16 protein-coding genes and 1 pseudogene are annotated in these 17,682 nt (G+C 47.6%); 14 read left to right on the top strand and 3 right to left on the bottom strand.

Going from position 1 to position 17,682, the window contains the following annotated elements; all coding sequences use genetic code 11:
• Positions 1–379: 379 nt before the first annotated feature.
• Complete coding sequence (locus tag A8990_RS23595; protein WP_181909747.1) at positions 380–3,118, bottom strand: S-layer homology domain-containing protein; 2,739 nt, start codon at positions 3,116–3,118, stop codon at positions 380–382.
• Positions 3,119–3,291: 173 nt separating this feature from the next.
• Between A8990_RS23595 and A8990_RS23600 the strand changes: the two genes are divergently transcribed.
• Positions 3,292–4,767 (top strand): DUF3888 domain-containing protein, encoded by a 1,476-nt coding sequence (locus tag A8990_RS23600; protein ID WP_116191499.1) that lies wholly within the window; start codon positions 3,292–3,294, stop codon positions 4,765–4,767.
• Here A8990_RS23600 and A8990_RS23605 read toward each other — a convergent pair.
• A complete protein-coding gene (locus A8990_RS23605) occupies positions 4,742–5,596 on the bottom strand; it encodes a hypothetical protein (RefSeq protein WP_147306854.1) in 855 nt (284 codons plus the stop codon). The two genes, A8990_RS23600 and A8990_RS23605, sit on opposite strands and share 26 nt — an antisense overlap.
• Positions 5,597–5,667: 71 nt before the next feature.
• A complete protein-coding gene (gene gpmA, locus A8990_RS23610; protein ID WP_116191501.1) occupies positions 5,668–6,411 on the bottom strand; it encodes a 2,3-diphosphoglycerate-dependent phosphoglycerate mutase in 744 nt (247 codons plus the stop codon).
• Positions 6,412–6,576: 165 nt separating this feature from the next.
• On the opposite strand from gpmA, the gene A8990_RS23615 reads away from it, so the two are divergent.
• The 13 genes and pseudogenes from A8990_RS23615 (at position 6,577) to gntK (ending at position 17,681) form a co-directional block, all read left to right on the top strand.
• The gene (locus A8990_RS23615) at positions 6,577–6,957 is read left to right on the top strand and encodes a DUF2500 domain-containing protein (RefSeq protein WP_116191502.1); all 381 of its coding nucleotides are present in this window, start codon (positions 6,577–6,579) and stop codon (positions 6,955–6,957) included.
• A gap of 42 nt (positions 6,958–6,999) precedes the next feature.
• A complete protein-coding gene (locus tag A8990_RS23620; RefSeq protein WP_116191503.1) occupies positions 7,000–7,935 on the top strand; it encodes a GNAT family N-acetyltransferase in 936 nt (311 codons plus the stop codon).
• Complete coding sequence (locus A8990_RS23625; protein WP_116191504.1) at positions 7,935–8,243, top strand: hypothetical protein; 309 nt, start codon at positions 7,935–7,937, stop codon at positions 8,241–8,243. The genes A8990_RS23620 and A8990_RS23625 overlap by 1 nt, the downstream gene beginning before the upstream one ends.
• A gap of 327 nt (positions 8,244–8,570) precedes the next feature.
• The gene (locus A8990_RS23635) at positions 8,571–8,918 is read left to right on the top strand and encodes a YciI family protein (RefSeq protein WP_116191506.1); all 348 of its coding nucleotides are present in this window, start codon (positions 8,571–8,573) and stop codon (positions 8,916–8,918) included.
• Positions 8,919–8,925: 7 nt separating this feature from the next.
• The gene (locus A8990_RS23640) at positions 8,926–10,158 is read left to right on the top strand and encodes an RNA polymerase sigma factor (RefSeq protein ID WP_116191507.1); all 1,233 of its coding nucleotides are present in this window, start codon (positions 8,926–8,928) and stop codon (positions 10,156–10,158) included.
• A gap of 59 nt (positions 10,159–10,217) precedes the next feature.
• A complete protein-coding gene (locus A8990_RS23645; RefSeq protein WP_116191508.1) occupies positions 10,218–10,613 on the top strand; it encodes a VOC family protein in 396 nt (131 codons plus the stop codon).
• A gap of 44 nt (positions 10,614–10,657) precedes the next feature.
• Positions 10,658–11,032: a chromosome partitioning protein ParB gene (locus A8990_RS23650; RefSeq protein ID WP_116191509.1), complete on the top strand. Its 375-nt coding sequence runs from the start codon at positions 10,658–10,660 to the stop codon at positions 11,030–11,032.
• A 45-nt stretch (positions 11,033–11,077) separates the two neighbouring features.
• On the top strand, positions 11,078–11,509 hold the full coding sequence (locus A8990_RS23655; protein WP_116191510.1) for an NUDIX hydrolase: 432 nt from the start codon (positions 11,078–11,080) through the stop codon (positions 11,507–11,509).
• Between the two features lie 726 nt (positions 11,510–12,235).
• Positions 12,236–12,694 (top strand): annotated as a pseudogene (locus A8990_RS23665) (DinB family protein); the annotation flags it as partial.
• 168 nt (positions 12,695–12,862) lie between these two features.
• A complete protein-coding gene (gnd, locus tag A8990_RS23670) occupies positions 12,863–13,759 on the top strand; it encodes a phosphogluconate dehydrogenase (NAD(+)-dependent, decarboxylating) (RefSeq protein WP_116191513.1) in 897 nt (298 codons plus the stop codon).
• A gap of 123 nt (positions 13,760–13,882) precedes the next feature.
• Positions 13,883–14,554, top strand: coding sequence for a GntR family transcriptional regulator (locus A8990_RS23675; RefSeq protein WP_116191514.1), 672 nt, complete (start codon positions 13,883–13,885; stop codon positions 14,552–14,554).
• A 156-nt stretch (positions 14,555–14,710) separates the two neighbouring features.
• Positions 14,711–16,072 carry a GntP family permease gene (locus A8990_RS23680; RefSeq protein ID WP_116191515.1) on the top strand — a complete coding sequence of 454 codons (1,362 nt, stop codon included), beginning with the start codon at positions 14,711–14,713 and terminating at the stop codon, positions 16,070–16,072.
• A gap of 61 nt (positions 16,073–16,133) precedes the next feature.
• A complete protein-coding gene (gntK, locus tag A8990_RS23685; protein WP_181909748.1) occupies positions 16,134–17,681 on the top strand; it encodes a gluconokinase in 1,548 nt (515 codons plus the stop codon).
• Position 17,682: the final 1 nt, after the last annotated feature.

Here is a 17,682-nt window from a genome sequence, read left to right on the forward strand (position 1 = left end):
TGCCGTTCATGTTTGTAGACATTTCCTGCGCTCAAGAGACGATGAACCCCCGTCTGATGTTGAAGCACTGATTCGAAGAAACGTTTTGCCGATTCGCCCGATTCGACCAGGGCAGCAGAATACGCGCAAAACACGCTATAAATCATCTGTAAGCTTCGTCTACAGAGTAGCATAAATCGGTTCGAATGAACATTTTTTAAGCGGATTGTCTATCCGCTTGTTTGCTGTACACTTTTTTCAGACTGCACCAAAAAAACAAACGGCACAGGGGTTTCCCTCATGCCATTTTGGATTCCATTTCTATTCTCGGTCAATGTCATTGAGTTAACTTAATGACATTGCCCACCAAGGCTACCGTTTTTTAATTGCTTATATGCTGTTATACCTTCCCAAGCACGTACAGCAAGCGATACACCAGTTCGGCGCATTCCGAACGTGTCGATTTCTTATCTGCATTGATCGGAAACTCGTCATTCTCTTTAATAATTCCCTCTCTCAGCAAATGATCGACCGACTGCTCAGACCACGCATCATAGCCTCTTGGCAAGTTGAAATGGAGCAGTGTTGCTGATTCTGTCTCCTTGTAGCCGCCATACAGCAGTGCGTGGTTGATGATTTCGAGCGTTTCCTGCTGCGTAATCGTCTGATTCGGACGGAACGTACCGTCTGTATAGCCTTTTATCAGCCCAGCCCGCATGCAAGAGGCTATCGCATCGAAGTACCACGTGTTCTTGCTTACATCCTTAAAACGTACTTCTTTATTGGCAGGATTCTGGAGCTGAAGCGCATTGACCAGTATCGTGGCGAACTCGGCACGGGTCACAGAGCCCAGCGGTTTGAACGTTCCGTCTTTGTAGCCTTGGATCATATGCTTCGAAGCCAGCGTCTCAATCTCGAATCTGGCAAAATATTCATCCCGCACATCCGCAAAGCTGTGTTTGGCGGTACGGTTGTCATTCAGCGGAATAAGCGCAATTGCATCATCAAACCTCACCCCGTTGGTACCAATAGGTATGATGCCGATTTGCTTGATCGAGGTCGGCAATATACCCCTTGACGTAATTCGTTGTGAATAGTTTCCATTAGGTAATTTCTCATAGATGATACCCAGCTTCAGGTCGTTCGATACCGTTACTGGCTTATCGTCAGCATCATAATAGCTAAGCTCATAATGAGCAATCTCATTGCCCATTGCGGCTGGCTTGAACGTCAATTGACCGTCAATGAATTGCGGTGCCGCGCTTTGGTCGACGAAGCGAATCCCTTGAGGGCGAAGCCGGTTCTGAATGGCCAATTTCATACTAGCGAAATTATCGAATTTATATAACGTGTACGTATCTTCCTCGTAAGGCTTGATTTCTTCTGAAAATAGCAAAATGGTACCGTCTTGTTTGATGTGCCCAAGCGAAGCAGAGAAGGGCAGCTTGTAGAGCGGATTAAACGTATCTCGGTCATAAATTGCATGGGTGCCGATCACCTTAGCTCCGCTCGCAAATATCAAATGGTCTGCATAGGTGCCGTAGATCAGCCCTATATTGCTCGATGCGAATCTCCTGGACCCGTAATACACCTGATCGCCATCGAGTAACACGTTATTCCCTTCGTTAGAAGAGCCGTCTTTCAATTGTTGAAGGGGCTCCCCGTTTAAGGCATTAAATTGGAAAAGGCGGCTTCCCGTCGAACCGGTTTCACCGAGCCAAAGTTTGGACGCATCCGGGCTGAGCGAAACGGATGGATTGCTAAATGAGATGGAGCCCTTCAATTGAACTGACTCCGAGGGCCATACATTCACGTTATTCCAGCCTTGTCCTGCCACGTAATAAGCCTTCCCGGTACCTGCGGCAATGTCGGATGTCACTTGGCCGACTTCAAGCTCGGTGAGCGGCGCCATGAAGTTTGTTTCGTTCTCCGTATCAATCCTGGCGAGATGCGTGCTGCCTTTCAATGAGATATAGAGCACGCCGTTCTTGATATCCACATCCGAAGGCTGCGAGCCAATGTATCGATCCCCGGTAACCGTAAACGAAGCGGTATCAATCTGGAGCAGACGATTCGCCTCTGACGAAATGGCATACAAGTATTTATCGTTGTTGCCGAGAACCCACGAAGCAAGACCATGATTAAACGACATGCTGACGCCATCGGCGCTTCGCTGGAATTCGATCGCCTTCTGGGCTGGATTCAAATGATAGACCAGCTTCTTAATGGTCTTGGAATAAGGCTCGTAACGGAAAATGTTTCTTCCGCTGTCCGCTTGAATCAGCGAATGCGAGTAGAGCGTACTATAGGTCGCGGCTGTTGCGCCTTCGTTCTTCGTGAATACGCCGGACGTCGTGTAGATAAAGGCCGAATCAGCATCCAACACCTCGCCAGACGAAGTGGATAGGATCCTCGGCTTGACCGGATCTACGCGAAGATCGCCGTAATATACAGCTCCAGTATCAACGACGAGGGAAGTTGCATAGCCATCGCCTTCAGGTTGGTAAGACCACAGCTTCTCGCCTGTAGTCGACTGATAGGCATTGAGCTTATATGCCGAGATGCTAGTCTCGCCTGCGTATAGTCGGTGTGACAGCCGGTCTACGGCGAGCTCAGGTTCGTATATGTTGCGTTCAATAATCGTATCTGTGCCAGTGGACATATCCATTTTATGAATCTCGCACCATTGATCGCCGTCGGCATAGAACAAGCTGCTGCCATCAAGAGCAACCTTTGCTGGTTGTACCTGCGTTATCAACGTTGATTCTACCAACTTCGTATCCAGGTTCACGACCGCAATTAAGGTTGCCCCTTCGAGTGCGACATATAGTTTATTGTCCACTTGGTCCATCCCGTTTGGATGCGAGCCTACCGCAAGACGTTTCTCGATTTTCATCGTATTCGGGTCAATAAACAACAATTCATTCGTATCGTATGCCGTTGCATAGAGATACCCTCGCCCGTCATCCATAATCATCTTCTTGATCTCGGAACCTGTATTGCGAGTCGTCTCCGACACAACTGGCGTATAGACCCATGCTGCGTTTACAGACGGAAGACCTGTCACACCTAGGCTCGACAGCATTATCGCGAACCCGCAAATCATATAAATACACTTTCGTACAACTCTTTTACGCATGACGAACATTAACTCCTTCTCTTTAAGCCAAGTAGACATCCGTATATTATAAGCCGAAAAGAAGAGTTGGTCGCCGAAAAGCGAAGTGCCAATTTATTGAAAACCGGACTGAGGGGCACAATAGTAAAATGGGAAGGTGATTTCTTCCAAACAGGTTCGAAGGAGCAGTGAAAATGGAGAGGAAGCTTATCTGCATTCCTATATCATTCGCGATGAGCATGATGTTCCAATCGTTCTGTATTGCTGATCCGAGCGTGCAGCAGACTGAAATTCCATACCAGCTGTTACAGTCAATTGAGTTCTCTTCACCCGATTCTACAATCATGCATCGAGCAGAACTGTTCGGTACCGTTGACGGTTTTCCGCGAGGTAAATGGTTGAAAATTGATGGAGAGCTGGTGGATCAGAATAGATATGTGACGAGTAAAATCATGCTTGGAGATGTCACAGATGATCAGCTCGCAGAGGTTTTCTTTTATGAATACTCACCTGGAAGCGCTGGAGCAATGGGGTTAAACGTTTATAGCCTTGTGAATAAGCAATGGAAGCCTATCTTCACCGACCCCGGTGCGAGTATTGGGGAAAGCCAAAATGATCGATTTAGAATTGAATATTTGGGCAACAAACGAATTCAGTTCCATGACCAGCTACTTGAACAATCTGGAGTTCTTAATATGTCAAAATTCCATTTCTCCGAGGAACAATTGAAAGTGATGGATTTCAAGGTTGATCCGATTTCGGAATATGACGTCCACTATGAGCATATCGGATGCGGAATTGAAACTAGTCAATGGGTATTTGCTCATTCCCATCCGCACGCTGTCCTTTCCGTACATAATGATTACCGTTACAGATTTGATAAACATCTGTTTTCGCTTTATGAGACGAGAATTGAGGATAACGATGGCATTATTATAGCTCGAAAGGTTAATTCAGCAGGTCCTCATGATGATCAAGTAAAGCTGACAAATGATGCTTTGCTTACCTTACTAACGCCAAACATTGATAAGGCTATCATTCAGTATTATGGTTATCTCAAACAATACGGTTTGTCTGAGTCTAAAGTATTGGAGCTAAGAAGGGAGTCTGATGGGGAGTATTCATTTAACGTAAAGATAGAAGTTACAACTTTTGAACATGCCCATTCTAATCCTTACGGTAAAGAAACCATCACATTTCATGTTAGTCCTCACGGGGTAAAGCTTATTAACTATGAACACAAGGGCGATGAATGGGAACTTAAGATTAAGAAATTTTACGATGAAGTCCTTGAAGACATACTGAAAACCTTTCAGTTAGATTTATCTTCTTTCAAAAAGTATGAATATCAGCAATTAGCGTACCAGGCTGAGCAAGGACGGTTCAAATCCCTTTATAAAACAAACGTAATAATTCAGGAAGAGTTAATGAAGGACTACAAGGCAGGAACAGGCACTAAGAATTTCATTGACCCGCTTACTTTCGTCAAAGATGAGAGAGCCTATATCTTATTCAAAAAGGCTGACGGAACAAACCATGTCTATACGCTGCTTGATACTCAAGGTGACTGGCGCATCATTAGGCAGGAGAGTAAACCTGGCAAGAAAATGCCGCAAGACCTTCTCTGGTATATGTTCAAACACTTCAATCCTCAACTAAGCGAGCCGTGATCGTGGGGTTTTGAGCGTAAAATGACGCACCTTCTCCAGAAACAGAATCCCAATGGAGCAGCGGGAGGAAGAAGGTTCTCAGCGTCCGCAGCGCGTCATCGCTGTAATCATTAATATCTTCGGTCAATTGGAGTAGAATAGCACTCTCTCCGTTTATCTCTAGGATTTCTTTTCGGTATGCCGGCGCCTCTTGAAGGACGTAATCCACACCGCCCAGCTTGGCGATATGTCCGCTCGTGAGAAGATTCATCCAGTGATAGCCGTGCAGCCGTTCCGTATAACCGGGCTGCTTCTCCGGATCGATGCCGTGATAACCTTCGAAATGGGTTCGGCTGACCGCCGAATCAGCACGAGTCGAATCAAAGGAGATTTGTCCGGTTACGGCGTTGAGCTCTGAAACGACCATGCGAAATAACTGTATAAATAAGCGCTGTATATCCTGCGGAACTACAGGACCAAACACTCTTTCGCTCAGGGCGAAAGAGAATGTATTCATATATTTGTTAATGCGCCATACGGGATCTGATGCTGGCCGTGTATCGCCCCACCAGTGTAGACCGAGGCCGATGCGAGGAATGTAATATTGAGGTGCTGCGTCCCAATAATCGAACGTGAGGTTCTCACGAATCGATACATCGATGATGTCCCCTTTTTTCAGGAGCTTGTATAGCTTATCCAATCCTTTCTCATTGAAAGGACTGTTTCCGACCACTTCCGTTTTCTTTTTCTCGTAGCTAATGATCACCGGCAATGATTCTGAGAAAGGGAGAATCGCCTCCTGGACGAACGCCTTGATGAGACGAATGAGCATGTCGGTTTTATCGTCCATCTTCTCATAAGTGGAAACCTGCATATTAATTGTTCGATCGTATATGAAACGAATAATGCGCACCGCCTATTTCATGATGTGGGGGAGATATGAGTCGGAATCGTTCCTTCCGGCAGCTCGCCGTCGTGACCCAAGTAATAATGCCGGATCGGCGCTAATTGCTCGTTCAATTCGTATACGAGCGGGATGCCGGTCGGTATGTTCAGATCAGCGATGCCGTCGGCTGGGATATGGTCCAGGTGCTTCACCAACGCTCGCAATGTATTGCCGTGAGCTGCAATGAGAATATGTTTTCCGGACGAGAGAGCGGGGGCGATATTCGCATCCCAGTATTTCAACACTCTGCGCTCCGTATCGTCGAGATTTTCCGTTAACGGAAATTCCCCTTCTAATAAATTCCGGTAGCGTGGTGCTGACGCTTCATACCTTGGATCGTTCTTATCCAGTGCAGGCGGGCGAACATCGACGGATCTCCGCCATAAGTAAACCTGTTCTTCTCCGTATTTCTTGGTCGTCTCGTCTTTATTCAATCCTTGCAGAGCGCCGTAATGCCGTTCGTTCAGCATCCAGCTTTTGAATTCAGGAATCCATGTCAAATCCATCTCATGAAGTATGATCCACATCGTCCGAATCGCACGCTTCAGAACGGATGTATGCGCTGCGTCGAAGACGTAACCCTGTTTTCTCAGGATGATGCCGGCTTGTCTCGCTTCATCGAGACCGTTCGGAGACAAATCCACGTCCGTCCACCCCGTAAATCGATTCTCGACATTCCATTCGCTCTGTCCATGGCGGATCAGCACTACTTTGATCATGTGGAATCCTCCTTATCTAAGGATAAGTTTCATTAGCTCCATCATAGTTGTCGCCTTTGGCGAAAGCAAATATTCCAGAAAAATGCAGATTAGCGAAACTATTAAAATATGGAAGCGTAAAATGGATATGGAGAAAATAGAGACAGATGGTTGAGGAGAGATAATATGAGCGGATTCCCTGATGACCCGGGCTTCTTTGGGATTATTAAAGAAATGCCCCTATTTTTCAAACTTTTTGGAGGAACAATCTTTCTCGTTGTAGTTGGAAGTTTCCTGTATGTAATTATTCGTGGACTTTGGACATGGACGAGCAACAATGCCTCAGAAGTTCTTACCTGTACTGCAGGGGTAGTGGACAAAAGAACAGAGGTATGGGGAGGAACGGGAAACTCCCGTTCCCGTACCAGTTACTACGTGACCTTCGAGTTAGTCGACGGTTCACGCATCGAATTGCCGGTAAGAGGGGACCGATTCGGTTATCTTGTCGTAGGCGACCAGGGAGAGCTTACATATCAAGGTACGCGATTTAAAGATTTTCGAAGATAAGTTATGGATCTATAGGTACATTTTAAAGGGGGAAGGGCTTTAGTGCGTGCGTTAGTTGAAATTCGGCAAATGATAGAATCCGACATCCAGCTCGTTTTTGACGGGTTGTCTGGACATGATGTGAGTAAACCTTTGGATTATATCGAGAGGTGCTCGAGAGAAAATCTGAGCTCTGAGAGAACAACTTTTGTAGCTCTGTACAACGAACAATTTGTTGGATGGGGACATCTTGTTTACAGGCCAGAATACGCATTTTTCTTGGAAAATGGGATTCCCGAGATTCAAAATCTTGATGTAATACCGACATACAGAAAACGTGGAATAGGATCACAATTAATTGATGCCATCGAAAAGTTTGCTTTTGAAACTTATGATGTCATCGGTATTGGGTTCGGATTGTACGCCGACTATGGTACCGCACAAAGGCTGTACATTAAACGCGGCTATATCCCTGATGGCAGAGGGGGCATGTATAACAACTTACCCGTTGTACCTGGCGGCCACGTTCGGGCTGATGATGATCTAGCTTTGTTTCTAACCAAGGAAAAACTGCAACAAGGACATGCTTCGAGGGAGGACTCTATGAGGAACGTTGTCAAAGATATTGTCTTGGGAATTCCGGTTACGAAGTCGGGGGATTTTGAAAAGTATGAGAAAGCTATTGATTGGTATGAGAAGGTTCTAGGATTCAACCTCATTTGGAAGATGGGCATTGCCAGCCTAAAGCTTGCAAACGGCCAAGAAATCTTACTCTTCGGGGAAGAAGAAGACGAAAACAGTATTCGGTTCACAGGAGACATTAAGCGGAATCCCCATTATTCTATACAATTTGCAACGGATAACATCGAGCAGCTGCAAGCCGATTTAATTCGCAGCGGGGTAACAGTAGGGGATATTCAAGACATTGGCGGTCCTGACAGAGTCATGATGTTTAATGACCCTTATGGGAATCGTTTCTGGGCTTGTCAGGAGAAATAATGAAGTTAAAAGTTATCGTTTCTTTTGTTTCGATGGTCTTTCTCATCACCGTCATAAGTTTAGTTTACTATCGAGTGAACTATAAGACTCTTGATGAAGCAATAAGCGAATCACATGTTCCGATGGATGAAGTTTTTCATACGACCGATTATAAAGGTCATACCATCATCTTTTATGGAAAAGGCGATATGTTGTCAGTGGGATTAATTGAGAAGACACACCTTGGGTATCGATGGGATTATGGGGTAAGTAGCAAACAGTTTAACGAAAAAGAGCAAATTTTAACGAGAACGTTCTGCAACTTATAGCCACGTGACATGAAATCAGACGATGAACTCGTTTCTTTAACATTCGGAGTCATTTACGACAACGCTCTTGATAAAATAAAGATTAAATATAAAGCGCAAGAGCTCACTAAAGCGACTATTATTGATACCGATAAAGGTCGAATATGGTATTGCTTTGCAAAAGCACCAATAAATTATGAGCCCGAAGTAACAAGGGTTTATAAAGATGGAACTGAACGATCTGGATGGTTCGAAAATTAATTTTCCAGTCTTGTAGAAATGGAATCATCTCGTACGACATTATAACGAAACCAAATTCCAATACAGTTTATAGGGAGGAATTTTTGAATGAATGTTACGTTGATGTTTTACGAGAGCCAGGATGATTTTGCGGCAAGAACAGATCCAGCACGACAACAAGAATACTTGGCCGGCTGGACGCATTATGTGCATGCTTTGCGGGAGGCTGGTATCGTGGTGTTCGGCTCGGGGCTCTTTGCTCCGGAGACAGCTGCAACGATGAAGCGGCGCGGTGGGGAGATGGTTGTTCAAGATGGACCATTCCCCGAGACGAAAGAGCAGCTCGGAGGGATATTCGTGCTAGATGTTCCCGACTTAGACACCGCATTAGAGTGGGCTGCTCGAGGACCAGTAGATACGGTCGAGGTCAGACAGAACATTCCCGCGCTGAAGTAAGTATTGTATGGAAACCAATCAGATTATTGAACGGACCGCACGTGAAGCTTATGGTCGATTGCTCTCCTATCTGGCTGTGAATTGGCGAGATCTGCAGGCTGTAGAGGATGCCATTGGAGATGCTTTTCTTGCTGCGCTAGAAACTTGGCCACAGGTCGGAGTACCGGACAAACCTGAGGCGTGGCTGCTTACTACCGCCCGCAGGAGGCTTATCGACCGAGCGCGACGTACCCGTGTTTCCGATGGCGCGCTGCCAACACTGCTTGCCATGTCGGAAGATACTCCGTTCATGATTTCTTCCAATGCTTCCTTTCCAGACGAACGACTCAAGATGATGTTTCTGTGTACTCATCCGGCAATTGATCCTGTGATGCGAACGCCGCTGATGCTGCAAACTGTACTTGGCATCGATGCAGCTCGAATCGCGTCTGCGTTCATCGTCAAGCCTTCTACCATGAGTCAGCGGCTCACTCGGGCCAAAGCCAAAATCCGTGCCGATCGCCACACCTTTGAAATGCCTGATGCAGAAGAAATCTCGGAGCGTCTCGAGCCTGTTCTGGAGGCCATCTATGCTGCTTACGGAAGCGGGTGGGACGAGGCAACTATTGCGGATTCGCCGCGCAGAGGATTAGCGGAGGAGAGCATTTATCTGGGAAAGCTGCTTCTCCCATTCGCCTCTCGAGAACCGGAGGTTTATGGTCTCCTAGCGCTAATGCTGCACTGTGAGGCGCGACGTGAGGCAAGACAGGATGACGAGGGGAATTACATTCCGCTTACTGAACAAGGATGCGCGCAGTGGAACCAATCTTTGATATTGGAGGCGGAGCGTTATCTACATAACGCTTCGCAAGCAGGCAGAGTTGGCCGTTTTCAGCTGATGGCTGCCATTCAATCCGTGCATGCACAACGTTTACGGACGGGGCGTATTGAGTGGGAAGCGATTGCTCAGCTATATGAAGGCCTCATTCACATCCACCCTACACTAGGCGCATTAGTCGGTCGAGCTGCTGCGGTTGCTGAGGCATATGGAACGGAACGAGGCATTGCCCTACTGGAAGCTATTCCATCTGAAGAGGCAGTGAACTATCAGCCATATTGGGCGCTTTCCGGTCACTTGTACAAGGTGATGCATCGAGATGAAGAGGCCATTCATGCTTATAGCCTCGCAATTGGACTAAGCACGGATGTTTCGGTTCGGCAGTTTCTGAAGCGCAAAGCATCCGAAATGGATTTTGCATAAAACGTATCTCGAATACTCCATGGAATGGTTTGGAAAAAATGATAAGGAGTCGAATGTGGATGGCGACTGAGAGCTGGGCGAACAAAATTACCGAAATTTCATTGTTTGTAGAAGATTTGCTTAGGGCGAAGGCATTCTATCAAGAAACGTTCAATCTTGGGATCATCTATGAAGATGAATACTGCGCGGTGTTCGATTATGGCAATACGTGCATTAATCTGTTAGACCAATCACAAGCCCAGGAATTGATTGAACCCGCTCAGGTTAGGCGAAGCGGGGATGGTGCTCGGTTCCAGTTCACGATTCAAGTGCCGGATGTTGACCAGGTATGCGAAGAGCTGGGAAGGAGAGGCGTTCAGCTATTGAATGGACCGGTAACTTGCCCTTGGGGGCGCCGGACGGCTTGTTTCGCTGATCCAGACGGACATGTGTGGGAGATCGCACAGGTGCTGTAATGATTTGGGGTACCTGCATAAACTTATAAAATGAGGTCATTATTATGGATGAAATACTTGCTCGAATGAAGCATAAACATGGCCGGGTAAGGGATGGAAAGCGCCATATCTGGGATGTTGAGAAGCTGTGGGAATTATCCAAGAACTTGCCTGTTCATATAATCATGATTGACTCCATAAAGGAGCTCGACCAAGATTGTTGGTTTGCGGATAGCAAGAATACGTCTGTTCCAACTATACGAAATGTTGCACTTCATTGTCAGCGAATCATCAATGCAAACATGGATTATCCCATATTATTATGTTCAGATGGACAGCTAATTGATGGGGGACATCGAATTGCAAAAGCATTAATTGACGGGAAAAGTGAAATTAATGCTATCTACATTACATTGCCTCCGGCGGATGTAATTCAATAAATGTTTTAGGTAGCTTGTTTAACAGAGATTGGAAGGGGTTCTATAATGTCGACGAAGCTAGTTGGAGCAGCAGCCGTTATTTTGGACGCAGAGGGCAGAATTCTCTTGGTGAAACATAACTATGGGAAATTCAATTGGGAGATTCCCGGCGGATTATCAGAGAAGGATGAGTCAGCGGAAGATACGGCGAAGAGAGAGGTATTCGAAGAAACGGGCTTAGAAGTTACTGTAGGTCGCTTAACCGGTGTATATTACGAGTCTGCCCATGACATGCATCATTTTGCCTTCATTTGTACGATTAACGACAATCAGGAGCCACAGCCAGACGCCAAGGAAGTTACGGAGTGTAAGTATTTCAGTATTGATGATCTACCTCGGCCTATTAGCGACTTTACTGTGAAGAGAATACAGGAAGCATTGAATCCTAATTACACTCATTTGTTCCATAATATTGGACCAAGGCAGTGGTTTGAATAAACTCTATGTTAAATTGGTTAGTAGAAATCGCTAAACCTCAATCAAATGAAAATCTTTCGAATCGGCAATATAAGATGAAAAGGCTTGATTCATCTACTGATCTAAGTGACATGAGCGAAGTTGCTCAACTATTTGCTGCATATTCAGTGATCATCGGCTCGGATACATTGACTCAAATTCCAACTCCGAATGAGAAATCCATTCATACCATCACCTCAGAAATTACACCTCATTTCTCTGATGTGAAAGGGCTACATGATGCAATGAGGTGCTGAGACAGATCAATGTTAAGGGACTGAAACCTGCGTCCAAAGAAATGATTATTAATAAGCTCCATGATGGAATATATCCTGTAGTAACGGATTTATATCGAAGTGATGACTTAAATCTCGCTACGGGAAGAAGGCGTCTAAAGTATTTTGCCATTCGACAAGAACGAATAGATCCTCTTCATAATCGGGAGACCGAGAAGCTCAAAGACTTCTTCCAGAGCACCTATTTTGCAGATACGGGGTCAGTCTTCTTGTGTCCAACAGGGTGGTTGCTCGAGGCTAATTTAAGTGAATCCGTTGCGATTCGTACGTTCTGTGCTTTTGCAAATTCGACTATTCTTGTCGTTGATGCGGACGACAATCGAATTGTAGGGCTAGATATTTATGCTTAACAGCAGCAACATCGCGGATGCACAATAACACACAAACGGATACATGAAGGAGCGGGGTTGAACTGGAGGACTTAATCAAGGCGTACGCCTCAGGATACACCATGCTTCGGGAGGCCATCGAAGGATTGACCGAGAAAGAGCTTCGTTTCAAGCCGGCACCGGATCAATGGAGCATTCATCAAATTCTGATTCATGTAACGGATTCAGAGGTTTCATCCACATCACGACTGAAGAGGGTTCTGGCAGAGGATGAACCGATGCTGAATTCGTTCGACCAAGATGCATGGGCGAGGAACTTGGGGTACGATGTGTTGGATCGGGAGCAGTATCTATTGTTATTCAAAATATTACGTTCTACTATGCAGACCATACTTGATAATCTGAGCGATGAGCAAAGCGAGCGGGTTGGGGTATATCCGGATCAGCAGCGGTTCACCTTTAAGGAATTATTGTATTACCGCGTAGAGCATGTGCGTACTCACATCACTCAGATTGAAAGAGTCAAGCAGGCATATCGCAAGCACTTAGCAGGTACGAACGACAGTCGGTCAATTAGATCGGCTGTTTTTTTGGTGAAGATGAGGGATTCATTAGATTCAATATTTACAGAACCGAAACAAAGCAGTAAAATTAACGAGCAAGTAAGTTGTATACAAGTATACTTGTAGAATCAAATAGAGGTGAAAACAATGAAGATAGGTATGATCGGTCTTGGAAAAATGGGCTATAATCTCGTGCAAAATTTGCTCCGTAACGGGCATGAGGTTGTTGTGAACGATGTGAATCCTGAACCAGGCCAGCAGCTTGCGAAGGTTGGCGCAGAGTTTGCCGCATCGATTGAGGAAGTTGCCGCGAAGCTGACGACGCCTCGCATCGTGTGGCTGATGGTTCCCGCAGGGAATATTGTTGATCAAGTTATCGACCGTCTGATCCCAGTGCTCGAAGCAGGGGATATTGTTATCGACGGAGGCAATTCTCATTATAAGGAATCGATCGCTCGCGCAGAGCGACTTAGCGCGAAAGGCATTCAATTCTTCGATGTTGGCACGTCGGGCGGGACGGAAGGCGCAGCGCAAGGCGGCTGCTTCATGATCGGCGGCGATCGGGTGACATTCGGCGTCATTGAACCGCTTTTCCAGGCGATTGCCATTGATAATGGTTACCTGTTTGCAGGCAAGATCGGCAGCGGGCATTTTCTGAAAATGGTCCACAACGGGATCGAGTATGGCATGATGCAGGCCATTGCTGAAGGGTTCGAAGTGCTGTCGAAGAGCGATTTTGATTACAACTATGAGGATGTTGCTCGTGTTTGGTCGAACGGTTCGGTCATTCGGAGCTGGCTCATGGAGCTGACAGAGAACGCGTTCTCGAAAGATCCGCAGCTGGACGGCATTCGCGGTGTTATGCAGAGCTCGGGCGAGGGCAAATGGACAGTCGAAACAGCGCTTGATCTTGAAGCAAGCACGCCGGTTATTGCGCTCTCGCTGCTCATGCGTTACCGTTCGCTTGAAACGGATACGTTCCATGGCAAAGTCGTAGCTGCACTGCGCAATGAATTTGGCGGTCATGCCGTCGTTCGTTCATAATCATACGTCCGTCATAGATGATGCATAGTATCAAATCGCGAATCTGTGTTACAATCGATAATACTTATTTTATCGTGGTATGACTCATTCAAATTTGATCTGTGTAGGAGAGTTGAACTTAAGATGCGTTATCCTTCCGCTTGGCTTACTGGTGTTACTCGCGGCGATTCCATCGCTTGTGAATTAAGGCTGCAAATTATTCGAGGAACGATCAAACCGGGCGAAGTGATTTCGGAGAACCGAGTTGCCGCTGATTACGGCGCTAGCCGCTCTCCGGTTCGTGAAGCAATGAAAACGTTGGGGAGCGAAGGGCTGATCCGTCTGGAACGGATGGGTGCTGTCGTTCTCGGACTTAGCATGAAGGATCTTGAAGAGCTGTACGATGTCCGCTACTTGATCGAGAGCTTTGCTCAGAAGCGGCTTGGGGAAGGCGGCCATGAACAGGTGCTTGTCCATCTCAAACAGCTCATCGACAAAATGGAGCTCGCCGTCAAATACAACGACAGCGTAGAGTTCTCCCATCTTGATTTCACCTTCCACGAGACGATGATTGTCGGAGCGAAACATACTCGCATTCTCCATCTGTGGAAGAGCATTCGCCATATCGTGCTCACCGTGATGCTGATTACGACGGATGAAATTTTCTCGCAAGGGGAAGCGAAGCTGCATGCGGTTATCGAGAAGCACAGAACGCTCGTGCGTGCCATTGAGACCAAGGATGCTGCGGTGATTCAGCAGGTAGTCGAGAACTATTTTGCCGATTCGAGCATTACATTGCATACAAGTATTACGTAAGAAGCCGCGGTCGAAGCGCTTATTGTAAGCGCATTGTCTAACTTGTCGACAAGTATACAATAAGTGATACTCACGATTTGATCGACATGTGGAATAACAGCCGCGCGCTAGTCGAACCCTATGTACCGTACAACCAGATTTTACAGGAGGTTCATAATGAGCAGTATTTTCGGATTCAGTCACGATGTGACCTTAATCATATGGGCGTTCGTCTCGATTGCCTTTCTTGTTACGTTAATTGCCAAATTCAAATGGAACCCATTTGTCACGCTGCTCATCTCCGCGCTAATGCTCGGTTTTCTAGCCGGCATGAAGCCAGCTGACGTCGTCAAGGCGGTGACCGGCGGACTTGGCGGCACGCTTGGCACGATCGCGATCGTCATCGGGCTGGGTACGATGCTCGGGAAGATGATGGCCGAATCCGGAGGTGCCGAGCGAATCGCCAATACGATGATTCGTTTATTCGGCGAACGCCGTGTTCACTGGGCGATGCTGATCGTCGGCTTCATTGTCGGCATACCCGTTTTCTTCGAGGTCGGCGTTATTTTGCTCATACCGATCGTGTTCATTGTGTGGAGAAAGACGAAGAGACCACTGCTGCAGATCGGGATTCCGGTGCTGGCTGGCTTGTCCACCGTACACGGACTCGTTCCTCCGCATCCTGCTCCGATGATTGCGATTAATGCCTACGGTGCGGATATCGGCAAAACCATTCTTTACTCGCTGATCGTCGGCCTTCCGACCGCTATTCTGGCGGGTCCGCTGTTCGGGAAGCTTATTGGCGGCCGTATTTCGGTTGAACCGCCAACGAAGCTGGTCGAGCAGTTCGCAACGTCAGAAGATCGCAAGCTGCCAGGCTTCGGCATTACGCTGTTTACGATTTTGCTCCCTGTTATTCTGATGCTGATCGGATCGGTAGCTAACATTATTGACCCGCTCGCAACCAGCAGCTGGACGGTGTTCTGCGAATTTATCGGGAACGAAGTCATCGCGCTGCTGATTGCCGTTGTGTTCTCGTTCTACTCCCTCGGCTTCGCACGCGGCTTCTCCAAAGAGGATGTATCGCGCTTTGCAAGCGAATGCTTGGCGCCTACGGCTACGATTATTCTGATCATCGGGGCGGGCGGAGCGTTCAAGCAAGTGCTCATTACGAGCGGCGTCGGTGATGCTATTGCAGCGCTCGCTACATCGTCGCATGTGAATATCATCTTCTTCGCGTGGTTCATTGCGGCGCTCATTCGTGTTGCAACTGGGTCGGCGACAATCGCCATGACGACAGCGGCTGGCATTGTGGCACCCATTCTAGGACAGTCGCCTGATGCGAATGTCGAGCTTGTTGTGCTCGCAACCGGCGCAGGCTCGCTAATTCTGTCGCATGTTAATGACGCCGGTTTCTGGATGGTCAAGGAGTTCTTCAATATGTCCGTGCCGCAGACATTGAAATCGTGGACGGTGATGGAGACGATCTTGTCTGTCGTCGGCTTGCTATTTATTTTGCTTCTTAGTACAGTTGTTTAATGTGAAAATTCTGCCTTAGCACTTATAAAAGCATCCCTCAACGGAAAGAAGGTCCATCCACTTGAGTCAACCTAAGTATATGATTGGAGTTGATATCGGCACAACGAGCACGAAATCCGTGCTGTTTGAGGAGAACGGAACCGTTGTCGCAAAGTCAGATGAAGGCTACCCGCTGTTTACACCGACAACGTCCATCGCCGAGCAGGATCCCGATCAGATTTTCCGCTCTGTCCTCCATACATTGAAGAACGTCGTCGCACAGAGCGGTGCGAGAGCCGATCAAATTATGTTCGTCTCGTTCAGCTCAGCGATGCACAGTGTCATTGCTGTCGATGCCGAAGGGAAGCCGCTGACACGCTGCATCACATGGGGAGACAACCGAAGCGCGGCTTGGTCCGACCGATTGAAAAATGAATTCGGTGGACATAGCATCTATCTGCGGACTGGAACGCCGATTCACCCGATGTCACCGCTGCCGAAGCTCATGTGGCTCCGTCATGATGAAGAAGCATTATTCAATCGGACAAGCAAGTTTATTTCGATCAAAGAGTACGTATTTGCACGTCTGTTCGGCGAGTACGTCATCGATTATTCGATCGCTTCGGCGACAGGCATGTTCAATCTCGCCAATCTCGATTGGGATGAAGAAGCGCTCACGCTCGCAGGCGTGACGAGGGATCGGTTATCGCAGCCCGTGCCGACGACACATGCTTTGAAAGGCATGAATGCTGCATTCGCCACGGAGATGGGGCTTGATCCATCGACTCCGTTCATCGTCGGCGCAAGTGATGGCGTGCTCTCGAATCTTGGCGTGAACGCCATCGAACCAGGGGTCGTTGCGGCGACAATCGGCACAAGCGGTGCCATTCGGACGGTCGTGGACAAGCCCGTGACGGATCCGAAGGGACGTATCTTCTGCTACGCGCTCACGGATAAGCTGTGGGTCATTGGCGGTGCAGTCAATAACGGCGGCATGCTGCTGCGATGGGCTCGTGATGAGTTTGCGGCATCCGAGGTAGAAACAGCGAAACGCCTTGGAATCGACCCGTACGATCTGCTTATGCAGATCGCTGCGCAAGTGAAGCCAGGCGCGGACGGCCTGCTGTTCCATCCGTATATGACCGGGGAACGGGCGCCGCTCTGGAACTCGAATGCAAGAGGCTCGTTCTTCGGGCTTACGATGCATCATCGCAAGGAACACCTAATTCGCTCCGTGCTGGAAGGGGTTATTTTCAACCTGTACACCGTGCTGCTCGCAATGGAGGAAAATATCGGCCGTCCGAGCAAAATTCAAGCGACTGGCGGCTTCGCGCGTTCACCGCTATGGCGCCAAATGATGGCGGATATTTTCGACCAAGAAGTCGTCGTTCCGGAGAGCTTCGAGAGCTCCTGCCTCGGTGCGGTTGTGCTCGGACTCTATGCGACGGGCAGAGTCGATTCGCTAGGTGTCGTCTCAAAGATGGTTGGCGCTACGCATGTGCACAAGCCTATCCAAGAGAATGCTGCAATTTATCACCAGCTGCTGCCGATCTACATTCGTTTGGCACGCCAGCTCGAGACCGAGTATGAGGCAATCGCGAAGTTTCAGCAGACGTATGCGCAATCTTAAC

The sequence above is a fragment of the Paenibacillus taihuensis genome, assembly GCF_003386535.1.
Taxonomy (GTDB): Bacteria; Bacillota; Bacilli; order Paenibacillales; family Paenibacillaceae; genus Paenibacillus_Z; species Paenibacillus_Z taihuensis.

Excerpts from the sequence above, each read along its gene's own strand:
- A8990_RS23680 (WP_116191515.1), top strand. The coding sequence starts at position 14,711 with ATGAGCAGTATTTTCGGATTCAGTCACGATGTGACCTTAATCATATGG.
- A8990_RS23600 (WP_116191499.1), top strand. The coding sequence starts at position 3,292 with ATGGAGAGGAAGCTTATCTGCATTCCTATATCATTCGCGATGAGCATG.
- A8990_RS23645 (WP_116191508.1), top strand. The coding sequence starts at position 10,218 with ATGGCGACTGAGAGCTGGGCGAACAAAATTACCGAAATTTCATTGTTT.
- A8990_RS23605 (WP_147306854.1), bottom strand. The coding sequence starts at position 5,596 with ATGGACGATAAAACCGACATGCTCATTCGTCTCATCAAGGCGTTCGTC.
- A8990_RS23615 (WP_116191502.1), top strand. The coding sequence starts at position 6,577 with ATGAGCGGATTCCCTGATGACCCGGGCTTCTTTGGGATTATTAAAGAA.
- A8990_RS23595 (WP_181909747.1), bottom strand. The coding sequence starts at position 3,118 with ATGCGTAAAAGAGTTGTACGAAAGTGTATTTATATGATTTGCGGGTTC.
- gnd (WP_116191513.1), top strand. The coding sequence starts at position 12,863 with ATGAAGATAGGTATGATCGGTCTTGGAAAAATGGGCTATAATCTCGTG.
- A8990_RS23675 (WP_116191514.1), top strand. The coding sequence starts at position 13,883 with ATGCGTTATCCTTCCGCTTGGCTTACTGGTGTTACTCGCGGCGATTCC.
- A8990_RS23640 (WP_116191507.1), top strand. The coding sequence starts at position 8,926 with ATGGAAACCAATCAGATTATTGAACGGACCGCACGTGAAGCTTATGGT.
- A8990_RS23655 (WP_116191510.1), top strand. The coding sequence starts at position 11,078 with ATGTCGACGAAGCTAGTTGGAGCAGCAGCCGTTATTTTGGACGCAGAG.
- A8990_RS23650 (WP_116191509.1), top strand. The coding sequence starts at position 10,658 with ATGGATGAAATACTTGCTCGAATGAAGCATAAACATGGCCGGGTAAGG.
- gpmA (WP_116191501.1), bottom strand. The coding sequence starts at position 6,411 with ATGATCAAAGTAGTGCTGATCCGCCATGGACAGAGCGAATGGAATGTC.
- A8990_RS23625 (WP_116191504.1), top strand. The coding sequence starts at position 7,935 with ATGAAGTTAAAAGTTATCGTTTCTTTTGTTTCGATGGTCTTTCTCATC.
- A8990_RS23635 (WP_116191506.1), top strand. The coding sequence starts at position 8,571 with ATGAATGTTACGTTGATGTTTTACGAGAGCCAGGATGATTTTGCGGCA.